This window comes from Amycolatopsis ruanii (assembly GCF_003385175.1).
Classification (GTDB): Bacteria; Actinomycetota; Actinomycetes; order Mycobacteriales; family Pseudonocardiaceae; genus Amycolatopsis_E; species Amycolatopsis_E thermalba.
In genome coordinates, this window is record NZ_PQHY01000004.1 from 135864 (window position 1) to 151181 (window position 15318).

At 73.4% G+C, this 15318-nt stretch carries 16 protein-coding genes; 3 read left to right on the forward strand and 13 right to left on the reverse strand.

The genetic code is table 11. The features are described 5' to 3' along the window. Positions 1-71 precede the first annotated feature (71 nt). From D0D28_RS03565 to D0D28_RS03585, 5 genes are all read right to left on the reverse strand, one after another. Positions 72-464, reverse strand: a complete 393-nt coding sequence (locus D0D28_RS03565; protein WP_094002699.1) for a RidA family protein — start codon at positions 462-464, stop codon at positions 72-74. Then, positions 461-1213, reverse strand: a complete 753-nt coding sequence (locus D0D28_RS03570; RefSeq protein ID WP_116109710.1) for an SDR family NAD(P)-dependent oxidoreductase — start codon at positions 1211-1213, stop codon at positions 461-463. Before D0D28_RS03570 ends, D0D28_RS03565 begins: the two co-directional genes overlap by 4 nt. Beyond that, a complete protein-coding gene (locus D0D28_RS03575) occupies positions 1210-2040 on the reverse strand; it encodes an enoyl-CoA hydratase family protein (RefSeq protein ID WP_116109711.1) in 831 nt (276 codons plus the stop codon). Before D0D28_RS03575 ends, D0D28_RS03570 begins: the two co-directional genes overlap by 4 nt. Then, entirely contained in the window at positions 2037-3173 is a 1137-nt protein-coding gene (locus tag D0D28_RS03580) for an acyl-CoA dehydrogenase family protein (protein WP_116109712.1), read from the reverse strand. The genes D0D28_RS03575 and D0D28_RS03580 overlap by 4 nt, the downstream gene beginning before the upstream one ends. 401 nt (positions 3174-3574) lie before the next feature. Further along, a complete protein-coding gene (locus D0D28_RS03585; protein ID WP_116109713.1) occupies positions 3575-4468 on the reverse strand; it encodes an NADP-dependent oxidoreductase in 894 nt (297 codons plus the stop codon). A 70-nt stretch (positions 4469-4538) separates the two neighbouring features. Between D0D28_RS03585 and D0D28_RS03590 the strand changes: the two genes are divergently transcribed. Then, entirely contained in the window at positions 4539-5159 is a 621-nt protein-coding gene (locus D0D28_RS03590) for a TetR/AcrR family transcriptional regulator (protein WP_094002694.1), read from the forward strand. 15 nt (positions 5160-5174) lie between these two features. On the opposite strand, the gene D0D28_RS03595 is transcribed toward D0D28_RS03590, so the two are convergent. Together D0D28_RS03595 and D0D28_RS03600 are read right to left on the reverse strand one after the other, a co-directional pair. After that, positions 5175-5822 carry an IMPACT family protein gene (locus D0D28_RS03595; protein WP_116109714.1) on the reverse strand — a complete coding sequence of 216 codons (648 nt, stop codon included), beginning with the start codon at positions 5820-5822 and terminating at the stop codon, positions 5175-5177. A 55-nt stretch (positions 5823-5877) separates the two neighbouring features. Next, positions 5878-6852 (reverse strand): L-threonylcarbamoyladenylate synthase, encoded by a 975-nt coding sequence (locus D0D28_RS03600; RefSeq protein ID WP_116109715.1) that lies wholly within the window; start codon positions 6850-6852, stop codon positions 5878-5880. A gap of 382 nt (positions 6853-7234) precedes the next feature. On the opposite strand from D0D28_RS03600, the gene D0D28_RS03610 reads away from it, so the two are divergent. Next, complete coding sequence (locus D0D28_RS03610) at positions 7235-7696, forward strand: hypothetical protein (RefSeq protein WP_198958078.1); 462 nt, start codon at positions 7235-7237, stop codon at positions 7694-7696. Positions 7697-8151: 455 nt separating this feature from the next. Further along, positions 8152-8595 carry a DUF4383 domain-containing protein gene (locus tag D0D28_RS03615; RefSeq protein WP_094002847.1) on the forward strand — a complete coding sequence of 148 codons (444 nt, stop codon included), beginning with the start codon at positions 8152-8154 and terminating at the stop codon, positions 8593-8595. 10 nt (positions 8596-8605) lie between these two features. On the opposite strand, the gene D0D28_RS03620 is transcribed toward D0D28_RS03615, so the two are convergent. The 6 genes from D0D28_RS03620 to D0D28_RS03645 form a co-directional block, all read right to left on the reverse strand. Further along, positions 8606-8842: a hypothetical protein gene (locus D0D28_RS03620; protein WP_094002691.1), complete on the reverse strand. Its 237-nt coding sequence runs from the start codon at positions 8840-8842 to the stop codon at positions 8606-8608. 96 nt (positions 8843-8938) lie between these two features. Then, positions 8939-9982: a 3,4-dihydroxyphenylacetate 2,3-dioxygenase gene (gene hpaD, locus D0D28_RS03625; protein ID WP_116109716.1), complete on the reverse strand. Its 1044-nt coding sequence runs from the start codon at positions 9980-9982 to the stop codon at positions 8939-8941. Then, entirely contained in the window at positions 9979-11490 is a 1512-nt protein-coding gene (hpaE, locus tag D0D28_RS03630) for a 5-carboxymethyl-2-hydroxymuconate semialdehyde dehydrogenase (RefSeq protein ID WP_116109717.1), read from the reverse strand. Before hpaE ends, hpaD begins: the two co-directional genes overlap by 4 nt. A gap of 2 nt (positions 11491-11492) precedes the next feature. Next, positions 11493-12437, reverse strand: coding sequence for a 4-hydroxy-tetrahydrodipicolinate synthase (gene dapA / locus D0D28_RS03635; protein ID WP_116109718.1), 945 nt, complete (start codon positions 12435-12437; stop codon positions 11493-11495). A gap of 25 nt (positions 12438-12462) precedes the next feature. Further along, positions 12463-13884, reverse strand: coding sequence for a fumarylacetoacetate hydrolase family protein (locus tag D0D28_RS03640; protein ID WP_094002687.1), 1422 nt, complete (start codon positions 13882-13884; stop codon positions 12463-12465). Next, entirely contained in the window at positions 13881-15230 is a 1350-nt protein-coding gene (locus tag D0D28_RS03645) for an MFS transporter (RefSeq protein WP_094002686.1), read from the reverse strand. The genes D0D28_RS03640 and D0D28_RS03645 overlap by 4 nt, the downstream gene beginning before the upstream one ends. Positions 15231-15318: the final 88 nt, after the last annotated feature.

The window sequence follows — 15318 nt, forward strand, 5'->3', positions numbered from 1 at the left end:
GTGCTCAGCAGGCTCGGAGCCGAAGTCCTGGCTCGAAGCGGTGTTCCCGCTGCTTGGCGAAGCCCAGGCGGTCACACCACGGCGAACCCCTGCACCTCGACCAGCGCCTCGGCATCCCACAGCCGGGCCACGCCGATGCCCGCCATCGCCGGGTAGTCCCGGCCTGCCAGGCGTCGCCACACCCGGCCGATCTCCCCGGCGTGGGCCCGGTAGTCGTCCATGTCGGTGACGTACACGGTCAGGCTCGCCAGCTGCCCCGGCTCGCCGCCCGCCGCCCGCAGTGCGGTGAGCAGGTTGGACAGGGCCTGCTCGAACTGCGCCACGATGTCCCCGCCGACGATCCGTCCACTTCGGTCCAACGCGGTCTGCCCGGCCAGGAAGACCGTCGTCCCGGTGCCGACGACCGCGTGCGAGAAACCCCGTGGCGGCGCCAGTTCCGGCGGGTTGACGCGTTCGACGCTCACTGCACGGCACCTCCGTCCACATTGATCGCCTGCCCGGTCACCGCGCTGCTGGCGACGCAGAACCACACCGCGTCGGCCACCTCGGCGGGCGTGATCAGCCGGCCGATCGGCTGCTTGCGTTCCAGCGCCTCCCGGGCCTGTTCCGGGCTGCGCCCCGAGGACGCCACGATGTTCGCGATCGTCGCCTCCGTCATCGGGGTGTCCACGTAGCCGGGACACACCGCGTTGACGGTCACGCCGGTGCGCGCCAGCTCCGCGGCCGCGGACCGGACCAGGCCCAGCACCCCGTGCTTGCTCGCGGTGTAGGCCGCGATGTAGGGCTCACCGATGTGCGCGGCGCTGGACGCCACCACCACGATCCGCCCCCAGCCGGCGTCCCGCATGGCCGGTACCGCGCGCCGCACGAAGCGGAACGGCGCGGTCAGGTTCAGGTCGAGCATGCGCTGCCAGTCCGCGTCGGTCGTGCGTTCCAGCCGCGCCGAATGGCCGGCCCCGGCGCCGGCGACGAGGACCTCGACCGGCCCCCACGTCCGTTCGATCTCGGCGTGCACGTGCTCGGCCGCCTCCGGTTCGGTGACGTCGGCGGGGAGCACCATCGTCGCTCCGGCGCAGCCGCTCGCCGTGCGGGCGAGCTGGTCGCGGTCGCGGGCCACCAGGGCCACGCGCAGGCCCTCGCCGCTGAGCCGGCGGGCGATCGCGCGGCCGATGCCGCGGCCGGCGCCGGTCACCAGCGCGACCCGCGCGGTCAACGGCCCTCCCAGCGCGGGGCGCGGCGTTCGGTGAACGCGGCGTGGAACTCGGCGTGGTCGCGCGTGGTCATGAGCAGGGCCTGGGTCATCGCGTCCAGTTCCATCGACGCCGGCATGGACATGTCCAGTTCGGCCGTGAGCAACGACTTCGTCTGCGCGAGCGCGAGCGTCGGGCCGTCGGCGAGCCGGCGGGCCAGGTCGGCGACCACGGTGTCCAGCTCGTCGTCGGCCACCAGCCGCGACACCAGGCCGTACCGGCCGGCGGTCTCGGCGTCGATCGTGTCGCCGAGCATCAGCAGCTCGGTGGCCCGCCCGAGCCCGACCACGCGCGGCAGCAGGTACGCCGCGCCCATGTCGCCGCCGGACAGGCCCACCTTGGTGAACAGGAAGGCGAAGCGCCCGGACCGGCTCACGATCCGGAAGTCCGACGCCAGCGCCACCACCGCGCCCGCGCCGGCTGCGATGCCGTGGATGGCGGTGATGATCGGGATCGGGCACTCCCGCATCGCCCGGATGACCGCGCCGGTCATCTTCGTGAACCGCATCAGGTCGCGCGGCTCCATCCGGATCAGCTCGCCGATGATCTCGTCGACGTCGCCGCCACCGCAGAACCCCTTGCCCTCGCCGCGGATGACCAGCGCGCGCACGTCCTGGTGGTGCGGCAGCTCGGCGAGCAGGTCGCGCAGGTCGGCGTAGCTTTCGAAGGTCAGCGGGTTGAGTTTCTCCGGCCGGTCCAGGGTCACGGTGGCCACGCCGCCGTCCTTGGCGAACCGGAAGTGCCGCCAGTGCTCGGTCAGCCGCGGGGAGGCGTGGAAGCGGTAGGTCATCGGGTGTACTCCCTGCCGATCAGGTTGCGGGCGATGAGGGAACGCTGGACTTCGGAGGCGCCTTCGTAGATGCGCAGCGCCCGCACGTCGCGGTAGAGGTGTTCCAGCGGATGTCCCCGCCGCAGGGCCGCCGCGCCGTGCAGCTGGACGCACCCGTCGACGATCCGCTGCGCGGCTTCGGTGGCGTACAGCTTCGCCATCGCCGACCGCCGCGGCTGCTCGTCCGGTCCGGCGCCGTCGTCGTAGGCCGCGGCCGCGGCGTAGACGAGCAGCCGGGCCGCCTCCAGCTCCGTCGCCATCTCGGCGACGCGGTGCGCCACGGACTGCTGGTTCGCCAGCGGCGCCCCGTACACCCGGCGTTCCCGGACGTGGGTCAGCGTCGCGTCGAGCGCGGCCTGGGCCATCCCGACCGCGAAGGCGCCGACGCTGGGCCGGAACAGGTCCAGCGTGCGCATGGCGACGGTGAACCCGCGGTCGACCTCGCCCAGCACCGCGCCCGCGCCGACCCGCACCCCGTCGAACACCAGGCGGCCGATCGGGTGCGGGGACAGCATGTCGAGCGGTTCCCCGGACAACCCCGGGCTCGTCCCCGGGACGGCGAACGCGGTGACGCCGCGCGCGCCGGCGTCGGGCGTGGTGCGCGCGAAGACGGTGTAGATGTCGGCGTCGGGGGCGTTGGAGATCCACAGCTTCTCGCCGGTCAGCACCCAGCCGTCGCCGTCGCGTTCGGCGCGCAGCTGAAGCGCCGCGGCGTCCGATCCGGCGCCCGCCTCGGTCAGGGCGAACGCGGCGACCGCCTCCCCGGAGATCACCGCGGGGATCCAGCGGCTGACCAGTTCGGGTGAGCCGGACTGCAGGATCGGGTAGCTGCCCAGCCCCTGCAGCGCGAGCGCGGTCTCCGCCTCGGTGCTGATCTGGGCGATCGTCTCGCGCAGCAGGCACAACCGCAGGGCCGCGGCACCGGACGGCGGGTCGCCCGGCCCGAACAGGCCCCGCAGCAGGCCGCGCTCCCCCAGGGCCTGCACCAGGGCGCGGTCCACCCGGCCGGGCACTGGCGCGGGAAGCCCACTCGCGGCTTCGCGCACCCAGCGCACGTACTCACGCTGCTCGCCACTGAGCCGGAAGCCGCTCACCCGGAACTCCCTTCGCGGACGTCAGGGCCAGAATATCGCAGCGATGACGCTCGTCAAGGAACCGAAATGAACGCGCCGGGGTGCCGGACGGCTGCGCAGGCCGCCGCGGCGTGGGCCAAGCCGGTCGGGGCCGGTGGTCGCGCGTCCTGGTGTCGATCCAGGCTCCCCGGAGTCATGAGTTCCGGGTGGCCGCCGGGCCCCGCGCGCTGTACCGTGCGGATGCTCTCCCGGTCGAGCCGCGGGCCCCGCCGCGACGGTGCACGGATGCGTACCCCTGCAGGAGTCGAACGTGCGGCTCCCTCACCATGACGTCACGGTTGGGAGCACGCACGCGAGCGTGACCGCGGCGGCCGGCGGGCGCCGCGCCTCGCGCTTGACCGCAACGGCGACGCTTTCAGACATCACAGGACGATGACCCGGCGCCCGCGCGTGTGGCCGGCTTGGCTGTCGGCGTGCGCGGCCGCAGCTTCCGTGAGCGCGTAGGTCTTCTCGACCGGCAGGCGCAGCTTCCCCGCCGCGATGAGGCCGGCAACCTCGTCGAGCGCGTCCTGCACGCTCCCGGCCGTTCCGGAGAACCGGGCACCGTGCTCGGGCGCGCTGAGGTCGGCGATGGAGACCACCCGCCGGGGGTCCCCGGTCAGCTCGACGAGCTCGCGGATCACCCCGGAGCCGGCCAGGTCGAGAGCGGCGTCGACCTCGCCGAGCTGTCGCACCCGCCCGACCCAGCCGTCGCCGTAGGTGGTGGCGAACGCGCCCAGGCTGCGCACGTAGTCCTGATTGGACGGCCCGGCGGTGCCGATGACGGTGATGCCACGCTCCCGGGCGATCTGCAACACCACCGATCCGACTCCCCCGGCCGCGCCGCTCACCAGCAGCGTCTGCCCAGGCTCCACCCCGGCCAGCCCGATGATGCGCAGCGCGGACTCCACCACCGAGGCGTAGCCGGCCGCCTCCGGAAACGTCAGGCCCCCGGGCATCGGAGCCCACGCGGACAGCACCGCGAACTCCGCATAGGTGTCCGACCCTTCGCCCAACACAGGGTCCCCGATCTCGACCCCGGCCACGCCCGCACCTATCTCGTCCACCACCCCCGACGCGTCGAGCCCCACCCCGGAAGGCAACGCGATCGGGCGCGAGTCCCGGAACTGGCCCTCGCGCACCCTCCAGTCGTGGGCGTTCACACCGGCGGCCCGCACCGCGATGCGCACCTGACCAGGCCCCGCGTGCGGCTCCTCGGCGTCGACGAGCTGCAGGACTTCGGGACCGCCGTACTCGGCGAAGACCACCTTCTTCATACCGGCGACCGTAACACTAACGGTTAGCATTTAACAACGGATAGGATTTTGCACCTGGTAGTGTCCACCCATGGCAGAAGCGCCCCCAGGACGCCGTGAGCGCAAGAAGGCCGCGACCCGGCAGAAGATCGCCGACACCGCACTGCGGCTCTTCCTGGAGCGCGGGTACGACGCGGTGGGGATCCGTGACGTCGCCGCTGCGGCCGATGTAGCCGTGACCACGGTCTTCGCCCACTTCGCGTCGAAAGAGGCCCTGGTCTTCGAGCGGGACGACGACTTCGAACAGCGCCTCGTGCGAGCGGTGACACACCGATCCCCGCAGGAGCCACTCATGCCGGCACTGCGCCGCGAGGTCCAGGCGCTGCTGCGGCACTGCACCGGCGACGGCGCCGGCCCGCTCTGGCGGATGATCGACGAGTCACCCGCGCTGCGGGACTACGAGAAGTCGATGCGGCTGCGTCACGCCGAGGCGCTGGCCGTGGCCATCGCCGCGGACCTCGGCCTGCCGCAGGTCACCATCGCCTGCCGGACCGTCGCGAGGTTCGTGGTGGACGCCTTCTCGCTCGGCCGCGAAGCCACCGATCCGGAGGCTGCGGTGGACGAGATCTTCCCCATGATCGAGGCCGCCTGGGAGGTCGCGTGCCGGGCCGCGCAAGGAACTCCTCGATCACGTGCGGCAGGACCGTGCTGACCGGTGTGCCGCCGCTCAGGGCAGGTAGAGGTCCCGCGTCCCCGCGTCGAGGGCCTCGACCGCGCCACCGGAGCGCTCGGCGAGCCACGCGCTGAACGCATCGCGGCCGGCCTCGGTGACGGCGACCGTCAGCGTGACGTCCGCCCCGTAGTCGGCGCCCAGCAGCCGGTAGGGCGAGGTGCGCAGGTCGTGCTCGAGACGGCCGGCGAGGTCGTGCGGCACGGCGAGCAGCAGTTCGCGGTGCCGAACCCGGCGAAGCGTCCCGACGGCGTCCAGGGTTTCGGCCAGCGCACCGGAGTACGCGCGGACCAGCCCGCCCGCGCCGAGCTTGGTCCCACCGAACCACCGCGACACGACGGCGACGACATCGGTCAGGTTGCGGCGCGCCAGCACCTCGAGCATCGGAACGCCCGCCGTGCCGGCGGGTTCGCCGTCGTCGTTGCTGCGCACGGTCATCTCGCCGGTCTCCGGGTCGCCGGTCCGGAGGGCCGTGCAGTGGTGGTTGGCACCCGGCCCGGCCTTGCGCACCCGCGCGATCACCGCCGCGGCGGCCTCGGCGTCACCGACGCGGGCAACGGTGCACCGGAACCGGGACCGCCTGATCTCGACCTCGTGCTCCCCATCACGGGCGATGACCCGGACCGCGCTCTTCGCTGACTTCAGATCACACCAACCTGGGAAGGACCGTTGCGGTCGAGCGCCTTCGCGACTGTCCTGATCAGCCGGTGCGGGGGCCGGCGGCGCGGCGCAGCCGGTTGGCGATCGCGAGCCCGAGCCCCTCCTCCGGCGGGAGCGACGCGATGATGAGGTCGCACCCCCGCTGGTCCAGCTCCCGCAGGAAGCCGTAGAGGTTGCGCGCGTAGGCGGCCATCGAAGCCGGGACCTCCGCCACCGCGTGCGCGTTCACCGGGGCGTCGCCCGCGTCCGGGGGCAGCAGGAGGCCCACCTTGTGCCCCTGCTCGCCGGCCAGCTCCGCCTCGGTGACGACCTTCTCCGGCTCGACCAGCACCACCCGCGCCCGCGGCGCGTAGTGCGACGGGTGCTGGCCCGGCACCCGGATGTGGCTGGTCGCGGGAACCGCGAGCGGGCGCTCCAGCACGGCTTCGAGGTCCTCGCGGGTCACCCCGCCCGGTCGCAGGACACTCGGCTCGTCACCGGTGACGTCGACGATCGTCGACTCCACCCCGACGTGGCAGGGGCCGCCGTCGAGCACGAAGTCGACGGCGTCGCCGAGCTCGGTCCGCACGTGGCCGGCCGTCGTGGGGCTGACGGAGCCGAACCGGTTCGCCGACGGCGCCACGACACCGCCACCGAACGCCGCCAGCAACGCCAGCGCGACGGGGTGATCGGGCACGCGCACCGCCACGGTCTCCAGACCACCGGTCGCCTCCAGCGGCACCCGGCGGGCCCGGCGCAGCACCAGTGTCAGCGGCCCCGGCCAGAACCGCTCGGCCAGCAGGCGCGCCGTCGCGGGCACGTCCTCGACCCAGTCCCCCAGCTGCCCCGCACCGCCGAGGTGAACGATCAACGGATGCGACGACGGGCGCCCCTTGGCCCGGTACACCCGTGCGACGGCGGCCGCGTCCTCGGCGTTGGCGCCCAGGCCGTAGACCGTCTCGGTCGGGAAGGCCACCAGGCGCCCGGCACGCAGCAGGCCGGCCGCCTTGTCGATGTCACTGGTACTCGCCGTCACGCGCCCGATTCTCCCACCGCCCCGCTCGCCGGACGCGCGGTGGTGGAGGTCGGCGGACCCGGCCCCGTCCGCCTGGCGGGAGTCACACCGAGGCGAGGAAAGAGCGCCCGCGATCCAGGAGTACCCCGGCTGCCTCGGGGTCGTACGCGGGGAGTGAGGAGTCGATGAGCACCGCGCCGCGTGCTCCAGGGCGGGTCTGCGCGAGCCGCTGGGCGATGGTGACACCGAACGAGAACCCGGCGTACCCGAGTTCCGGTCCCAGCGCCTCCGCCTCGGCGATCCCACGCTCCCGCAGCTGTTCGAACCCGGCGTGGCGAGCGAAGGCGAAACCTTCCTCGAGGCCGGCGAAGGTCCGCCCCCGAACAGATCCGGGGGGTGCACCATGTGGCCCGCCCGGCGCAGGTCCTCGGCGACGCTCCACACGCCCTCGGTCAAGCCCAAGAGCACCGTCGCGCACCACGTGCAGGTGCTCGCCGGCAACGGCCTGCTCCGGGTGGTGCGCACGCGGCGGGTCCGAGCCGTTGCGGAACGGTTCTACGGCCGCACCGCACGCATGTTCTTCGTCGCGGCGGAGCCGGCCGTGGCCGAGGCGGCGGTCTCCGGGGACTTCGACGACTTCGAGGTGGCGGCGCGCGAGCCCGCCGCGGCTTTCGAGGCCGGACAGCTGTGGGGCTTCATCCGCCACGCGCGCATCTCCGGGGACCGGGCCGCGCGGTTCTGGGACAGAATGGCCCAGCTCGTCGACGAGTTCGACCGGCTGCCCCGGTCCGGGGACACCACCTACGGCTTCGCGATCGGTATCCACCCCACCGGCCACCCGGCTCTGCCGCCGCGAGCGTCCTGACCGGCTCGGCGCGGGACGGTCGAGAACCGTCGCGGGATCCCCGGCGTCACCGGCCACACACCCCGGCTCCCGCACCCCGGTGATCGCCGCCGGCACCGCCCCGGGCAGCCGTGAGGCAGGGGTCGCGCGACGGCGGCGAGTCGTGCGGCCGCCGCCCGTAGCTCGGTCACTTCCTGGGCGCAGCCGGGTCGCCCGGGGCTTGAACGTGCGTAGTGGACTGATGGGCCGCGGATCCGGCGCCGCACCGTCACCGGATCGGCCGGCGCGAAGATCCCGGTCCATCCGATCCGCACGGCGACGGGCCCGAATGCCCGGAGTGACCACCACCGGGGAACCGCGGCCACGCAGCTGGACCAGGCGGCCGGCCCGCATCGGGGCCGGGCGGCGCCCATCCGGAACCCGCTCCGCGACGAGAACCCGCTGACCGACTCGATCCACTGGTTGAGGTGATCACCATGTCCCGATCCACCACCCTGTCCACCACCCGCGGGGCGCGCGCCGCCGCCGGCGTCGTGGGCGCCGTGTTCCTCCTGGTCGGCATCCTCGGCTTCGTCCCCGGCATCACCACCGGCTACGACGAGCTGACCTTCGCCGGGCACCACTCCGGGGCCCTGTTGCTGGGCGTGTTCGCGGTCTCGGTGCTGCACAACATCGTGCACCTGCTGTTCGGTGTCGCCGGCCTGGCCGCGTCGCGCAGCGCGGGGGCCGCCCGTGCCTTCCTGATCGGCGGCGGCGCGATCTACCTGGTCCTGTGGGTGTACGGGCTGGTCGTCGACGAGGCCGGGAGCGCCAACTTCGTCCCGGTCAACACCGCCGACAACTGGCTGCACCTGGTGCTCGGGGTCGCGATGATCGCGCTCGGCCTGCTCACCGCGCGCGGACGGCGCACCGCACACTGAACCGGAGCGGCTACCGCACCCGCGGCGGCCGGCGGTGCCGCGTCCAGCCCTCCCGCAGGCGCTGGACGAGGCCCGCGACCCCGCGGCGGCGCCGCACGAACACGATCGGGTTCGCCGGTGCGGTGCGGGCGGCGTGGAAGCGGCGCAGCCCCTCGCGGAACAGCTCGGGATCGCCGCCGACGTCGGGGTGGTGGGCGCGGACGAAGGCGCGGTAGGCGTCGCGGTCGAACCGGTGCTCGTCGTCCATGCCCGCGCTCCCCTCGCCTCGGTGCCCGCGTCCACGGTACCGGCCGCGGTGCCCCCGCGCCGGGGGCACCGCGTGATCGCCACGCCGGGCGCACCGTCAGACCTGTTCGCCCAGTTTGAAGCCGTTGCGCGGGCTCGTGTAGGAGAAGCCGTCCGCGCCGACGGTGACCTCGGCCTCCCGGGGCTGCACGCGGGGCACCACCGGCCGGACCCGCCCGTCGAGGTCGAGCACCGGGGAGGCGTCGGTGTACCAGCTGGGCACCACCGGGTTGCCCCACCAGTCCCGCCGCTGGTGGTCGTGCACGTCCCAGGTGATCACCGGGTTGTCCGGGTCGCCGGTGTAGTAGTCGTGGGTGTAGATCTCGATCCGGTGGCCGTCCGGGTCGCGGACGTAGAGGTAGAACGCGTTCGACACCCCGTGGCGCCCGGGCCCGCGCTCGATCATCCCGGACCGGCGCAGCGCGCCGAGGTGGTCGCAGATGTGCAGGATCTGGTGCCGTTCGTGGGTGGCGAACGCGAGGTGGTGCAGCCGGGGACCGTCGCCGCCGGTGAGGGCCACGTCGTGCACCGTCGGTTTGCGGAACATCCACGCCGCGTAGACCGTGCCCTCGGCGTCCTGGATGTCCTCCGACACGCGGAAACCGAGGTCCTCGTAGTAGGCCCGGGCGGCCGGGACGTCGGGCGTGCCGAGGTTGAAGTGGTCCAACCGGGACAGTGCGCCCGCGCCGTGCACGTCGTAGCGCTGGGTGAACCGTTCCACGTGCACGGCGTCGTGGAAGAACTCCACCGGGAAGCCGAGCGGGTCCTCCACCCGCACGGCTTCGACGATCCCGCGCGTCGCCCCGGCCGGGCGCCGCTGCACCCGCACCCCGAGGGCGCGGTAGTGCGCCTCGGCGAGGTCGAGGTCGGCGGCGCCGCGCACCCGGTAGCCGAGCACCGCCAGCGCGGGCGTGTCCCCCTGGCGCAGCACCAGCGAATGGTGCAGGTACTCCTCGACCGCGCGGAGGTGGATCCGCTCGCCGTCCTCGTACGTGGGGATCAGGCCGAGCACGTCGACGTAGAACGCCCGGGACGCGGCCAGGTCGGTCACGACCAGCTCGGCGTAGGCGCAGCGGAGCACATCGGGCGGGGTGGTGGTCATGACTGTCCTTTCCGGACCGCGCCGAACCGGGGGGTGCGCACGGGGCCGAGTGAGACGTGGATGGCCTGCTGGTGGGTGTAGAAGTCGAGCGAGCGGTAACCGCCCTCCTGGCCGAGCCCGGAAGCCTTGATCCCGCCGAACGGGGTCCGCAGGTCGCGGACGTTGTGCGAGTTCAGCCAGACCATCCCGGCCTCGACCGACTGGGCGAAGGTGTGCGCGCGTTCCAGGTTCGAGGTCCACACGTAGGCGGCCAGGCCGTACCGGACGTCGTTGGCCAGCGCCAGTGCCTCGTCCTCGCTGTCGAAGGGGGTGAGCGCGACGACGGGACCGAAGATCTCCTCCTGGAAGATCCGCGCGTCCGGGGCGACGTCGGCGAACACGGTCGGCGCCACGTAGTTCCCGGTGTCCAGGCCGGGCGGGCGGCCGCCGCCGGCGAGCAGCCGTCCCTCGGACCGGCCGAGTTCGACGTAACGCATCACCTTCGCGTGATGCTCGGGGTGCACCAGCGCGCCGACCTCGGTGGCCGGGTCGTCCGGGTCGCCGACGACGATCGCACGGGCGCGGGCGGCGAAACGCTCGCAGAACTCGTCGTAGACGGCGCGCTCGACGAGGATGCGGCTGCCCGCGGTGCAGCGTTCCCCGTTGAGGGAGAACACGCCGAACACCGTGGAGTCCAGCGCGGCGTCGAGGTCGGCGTCGGCGAACACGATCGCCGGCGACTTGCCGCCCAGCTCCATGGACATGCCCTTCAGGCCGGCCGCGCAGTTGCGGAAGATCGTCTGCCCGGTGGCGCTCTCGCCGGTGAACGAGATCAGCGGCACGTCCGGGTGTTTCACCAGCGCGTCGCCGGCTTCCTCGCCGAACCCGTGGACGAGGTTGAACACACCGTCGGGCAGGCCGGCCTCGGCGAAGATGCCGGCCCACAGCCCGGCCGACAGCGGGGTGAACTCGGCCGGTTTGAGCACCACGGTGCATCCCGCCGCGAGCGCGGGCGCCAGTTTCCAGCTCTCCAGCATGAACGGCGTGTTCCACGGCGTGATGAGCCCGGCGACGCCGACCGGCTTGCGGTGCACGTAGTTGAGCTGCCTGCCGGGCACCCGGTAGGTGTCGTCGGACTGGGCCACGATCAGGTCGGCGAAGAACCGGAAGTTCTCGGCCGCGCGGTGCGCCTGCCCGAGCGCCTGGGTGATCGGCAGGCCGGTGTCGAACGTCTCCAGCTCGGCGAGCCGGGCGTCCTGCGCCTCGACGGCGTCGGCGATGCGGTTCAGCACCCGGGCGCGGGCGCGCGGCGGCAGGCCCGGCCAGGGGCCGCCGGTGAACGCCTCGCGCGCCGCCGCGACCGCCCGGTCGACGTCCTCGGCCTGTCCCGCCGCGGCGGTGACGTACACCTGGTTGGACACCGGGTCGAGCACGTCGAAGGTCTTGCCGGAGAGGCTGTCGGTGAACTCGCCGCCGATGTAGTGCCGGATCGCTTCCGGCAACCCACCGGGGACATGGGGCTCGGGCATGGTCACTGTCCTTCCGTCGAAAATCCGTCCGCCGGGCTCAGGTACGCCTCGCCCTGGCGCAGGAGGTCCCGGATGCGGGCGAGCGCGGCTTCCGAGGGCGGGACCAGCGGGGGCCGCACGTGCGCCGACGCGATGAGGCCGCGCTGGGCCAGCACCCACTTGCCGGGTGCCGGGTTGGTCTCCACGAACAGCAGGTCCACCAGCGGGTGCAGGCCGTAGTGGAGTTCGCGGGCGCGCTCGTGGTCGCCGGCCTGCCACGCCTCGTACATCGCGGCGCAGGCGGCCGGGGCGAGGTTGGCGGTGGCGCTGACGAACCCGGCGCCGCCGAGCGCCAGCAGCGGCAGGCACAGCAGCTCGATCCCGGACCACACCAGCAGTTCCGGCCCGCACTGGTGCAGCACGCGGGAGAAGTGCTCGAAATCCCGGGTGGTCTCCTTGACGCCGACGAAGTTGTCCAGGTCGCGGAAGAGCCGGGCCACGGTCTCCGGGGCGAGGTCCACCGCGGTGCGGCTGGGCACGTTGTAGGCCACGATCGGCAGGTCGGGGAACTCGCGCGCCACCGTGCGGTACCAGGTGTAGAGCGCTTCCTGGGTGGGGCGCGCGTAGTACGGGGTGATCACGAGCACGGCGTCGGCGCCCGCGTCCCGGGCGGCGGCGGTCAGCTCCAGGGTTTCGCCGAGTTTCGCCGAGCCGGTGCCCGGCCGGCACGGCACGCGGTCGCCGATCTCGGCGGCCACGGTCCGGATCGCCGCGGCGCGTTCGGCCACCGTCTGCGCGCCGGGCTCACCGGTCGACCCGCCGAGCGAGATGCCGTGGCTGCCCGCCGCCAGCTGCCAGCGCACCAGGTTCGCCAGGCCGGCGTGGTCGAGGTCCCCCTCGGCGGTGAACGGGGTCATCAGCGGTGCGATCGAGCCTCTGATCGACCGCGGGTCCGCGCGGAATCGCATGGATCTCCTTTCCGGGAAACGGGTCTCACTGCCCGGCGAGCCAGTCGGCGTACCGGGCCCGCCAGTGCTCGTCCATCGGGTACAGGCCCGCCACTGGTTCGCCGGCGGCCACCTGCGCGGCGATGAACGTCTCCTGCCGTTCCTGCTCCTCGGCCGCGGCGACGACCTCCTCGGCGAGCGGGGGCGGGATGACGAGCACGCCGTCGTCGTCGCCGACGATCACGTCGCCGGGCCGGACCGCGGCGCCGCCGCAGGCGACGGGCACGTCGATGTCCCACGGCACGTGGCGGCGGCCGAGCACGGACGGGTGCGCTCCGGCGTGGTGGACCGGGATGTCCAGCGCGGCCACGGCGGCGATGTCGCGCACTCCGCCGTCGGTGACGATCCCCGCCGCGCCGCGCACCTGCGCCCGCAGCGCGAGGATGTCCCCGACGGTGCCGGCGCCGCGTTCCCCGCGGGCCTCCATCACGAGCACCTCGCCCGGACCGAGCGAGTCGATCACGCGTTTCTGCGCGTTGTGACCGCCGCCGCGCTCGTCGAAGAGGTCGGCGCGGCAGGGCAGGTACCGCAGGGTGCGGGCCTGCCCGGCGAACCGCCTGCCCGGTTTGGCGGGCGAGAGCCCGTCGATCGTCACGTCGTCGTGCCCGCGGCGGCGCAGCTGCGCGGCGAGGGTCGCGGTGCCCACCGATTCGAGGCGGCGGCGCAGATCGGCGGTGAGCACGAACGGCCGGGTGCCGTGGGCGTCCGCGCGCAGGTCGTCCTCGGCCCGCGGCAGCGCGCCGTACGGTCCGAACGGGACGGTCCCCTCCGCGATCGGCGTGACCAGGCGGCCGGTCGTGTGCCCGCACCCGTCCACCTCGACCTCGACGACGTCGCCGGGCACCACCACCGACGCCCCGGCGGGTGTGCCGGTCAGGATCACGTCGCCGGGTTCGAGGGTGATCAGCTGGGACAGGTCGGCCACCAGCCGGCCGAACCCGAACAGCACACCGCCGGTGGTGTCCTCCTGGCGCAGGACGCCGTTGACCCAGGTGCGCACGCGCAGCCGCGCCGGGTCCAGCTCGCCGGCCGGGAGCACCACGGGTCCGAGCGGGGTGAAGCCGTCACCGCCCTTCGAGCGCAGGTTGGAGCCCCGGTCCGCCGCGCGGAGATCGTATATCCCCAGGTCGTTGGCCGCGGTCACGCCGGACACGCGGGACCAGCCCTCCTCCGGGGTGACCCGGCGGGTGGTCTGCCCGATGACGAGCGCGATCTCCCCTTCGAAGCCGAGCAGCTGCGCGCCCAGGGGCCGTTCGAGCACGTCCCCGCTGGCCGCCACGGAGGTCGCCGGCTTGAGGAAGTAGGACGGGTACGCCGGGGTCCGGCCCCGCTGCGCGGCCCGGGAGCGGTAGTTGAGGTGGACCGCGATGATCTTGCCCGGCCGTCCGGGCGCCTGGGTCGCGGTCATGCGGCGCCACCCGGGTTGCGCTCGGCGGGCAACGGCGTCGCGGCCGGCTCGCCGGAGACGTCCAGCGGAATGCCGCGGTGGTCGCGGAGCGCGGCGGTGGCGATCAGGCCGAGCAGGGTCATCCCGGCCAGGTAGGCGCACACGGCGTACACGGTGCCCGTGCTCGACTGCAACGCTTCGGCGATGGTGGGCGCGAACGCGCCGCCGAGCACCGCGCCGAGCGCGTAGGAGATCGCGGCGCCGCTGTAGCGCACGCGCGCCGGGTACATCTCGGCGTAGAGCGCCGCCTGGGGACCGTAGGTGAACCCGAGGCCGACCGAGAACAGGAGCAGCGCGACGATCAGCAGTCCCACGTTCGCGGTGTCGAGCAGGGCGAAGAACGGGACCAGCCACAGCAGCTGGACGACGAAGCCGATCCGGTAGACCCGGAGCCGGCCGATGCGGTCGGCCAGCCAGCCGCCGGCCAGGGTGCTGACCAGCCAGGCGACGGCGGAGATCATGACGGCCGCGAGCACCGTCGAGCGCTCCAGGTGCAGGGTCCGCACGGCGTAGGACTGCACGTATCCGCCGGTGGTCATGTAGCCGACCGCGTTGTTGGCGGCGAACACGATCGCGCCGAGCACGACGAGCCGCCAGTGGTGCCGGAACAGCTGGACCAGGGGCAGGCCGGCCTGGCTGCGCGTGCGGCGGACCTCCTCGAAGACCGGGCTCTCGGCGACCCGCGAGCGGATCACCAGCCCGGCGACGATGAGCACGGCGCTGAGCAGGAAGGGGATGCGCCAGCCCCAGGCGAGGAACTGCGCCGGCGTGGTCAGCGCGGCCACCAGCGCGAGCACGCCGTTGGCCAGCAGGAGCCCGACCGGAACCCCGATCTGCGGGAACGCGCCGAACAGGCCACGGCGGTCGGCCGGTGCGTGTTCGACGGCGAGCAGGGCGGCCCCGCCCCATTCGCCGCCCGCCGACAGTCCTTGCACGATGCGCAGCAGGACCAGCGCGACCGGCGCCGTCACGCCGATCGCCGCGGCGCTGGGCACCAGGCCGATCAGCACCGTGGAGACGCCCATCAGCAGCAGGGTGAGGACCAGCATCGCGCGCCTGCCGATGCGGTCGCCCAGGTGCCCGGCGATCACCGCGCCGACGGGCCGGAAGAAGAAGCTGATCCCCACGGTGGCGAAGGACAGGATGAGCGCGTCCTCCCCCAGCGCGGCGAAGTACTGCGTGGAGAAGACGAGTCCCGCGGAGATCGCGTAGATGAAGAAGTCGTACCACTCGATGGTGGTGCCGGCCATCGCCGCCAGGACGACGCGGCGGTGCTCGGGGCCGGTTCTCGTCAACGGTCGCGCCATCACGACTCCCTTGTTGTCGATGCGGACCGCCGGACCATATACGATCTGCGCGACAGCTGACAAGAACACCGAGAAGATGGACGTCTGG

Bases quoted from the DNA above. Each gene is read 5' to 3' on its own strand.
- D0D28_RS03575 (WP_116109711.1), bottom strand. From the start codon at position 2,040: ATGACCTACCGCTTCCACGCCTCCCCGCGGCTGACCGAGCACTGGCGG.
- D0D28_RS03585 (WP_116109713.1), bottom strand. From the start codon at position 4,468: ATGAAGAAGGTGGTCTTCGCCGAGTACGGCGGTCCCGAAGTCCTGCAG.
- D0D28_RS03590 (WP_094002694.1), top strand. From the start codon at position 4,539: ATGGCAGAAGCGCCCCCAGGACGCCGTGAGCGCAAGAAGGCCGCGACC.
- D0D28_RS03610 (WP_198958078.1), top strand. From the start codon at position 7,235: ATGTGGCCCGCCCGGCGCAGGTCCTCGGCGACGCTCCACACGCCCTCG.
- D0D28_RS03615 (WP_094002847.1), top strand. From the start codon at position 8,152: ATGTCCCGATCCACCACCCTGTCCACCACCCGCGGGGCGCGCGCCGCC.
- D0D28_RS03620 (WP_094002691.1), bottom strand. From the start codon at position 8,842: ATGGACGACGAGCACCGGTTCGACCGCGACGCCTACCGCGCCTTCGTC.
- hpaD (WP_116109716.1), bottom strand. From the start codon at position 9,982: ATGACCACCACCCCGCCCGATGTGCTCCGCTGCGCCTACGCCGAGCTG.
- hpaE (WP_116109717.1), bottom strand. From the start codon at position 11,490: ATGCCCGAGCCCCATGTCCCCGGTGGGTTGCCGGAAGCGATCCGGCAC.
- dapA (WP_116109718.1), bottom strand. From the start codon at position 12,437: ATGCGATTCCGCGCGGACCCGCGGTCGATCAGAGGCTCGATCGCACCG.
- D0D28_RS03640 (WP_094002687.1), bottom strand. From the start codon at position 13,884: ATGACCGCGACCCAGGCGCCCGGACGGCCGGGCAAGATCATCGCGGTC.
- D0D28_RS03645 (WP_094002686.1), bottom strand. From the start codon at position 15,230: ATGGCGCGACCGTTGACGAGAACCGGCCCCGAGCACCGCCGCGTCGTC.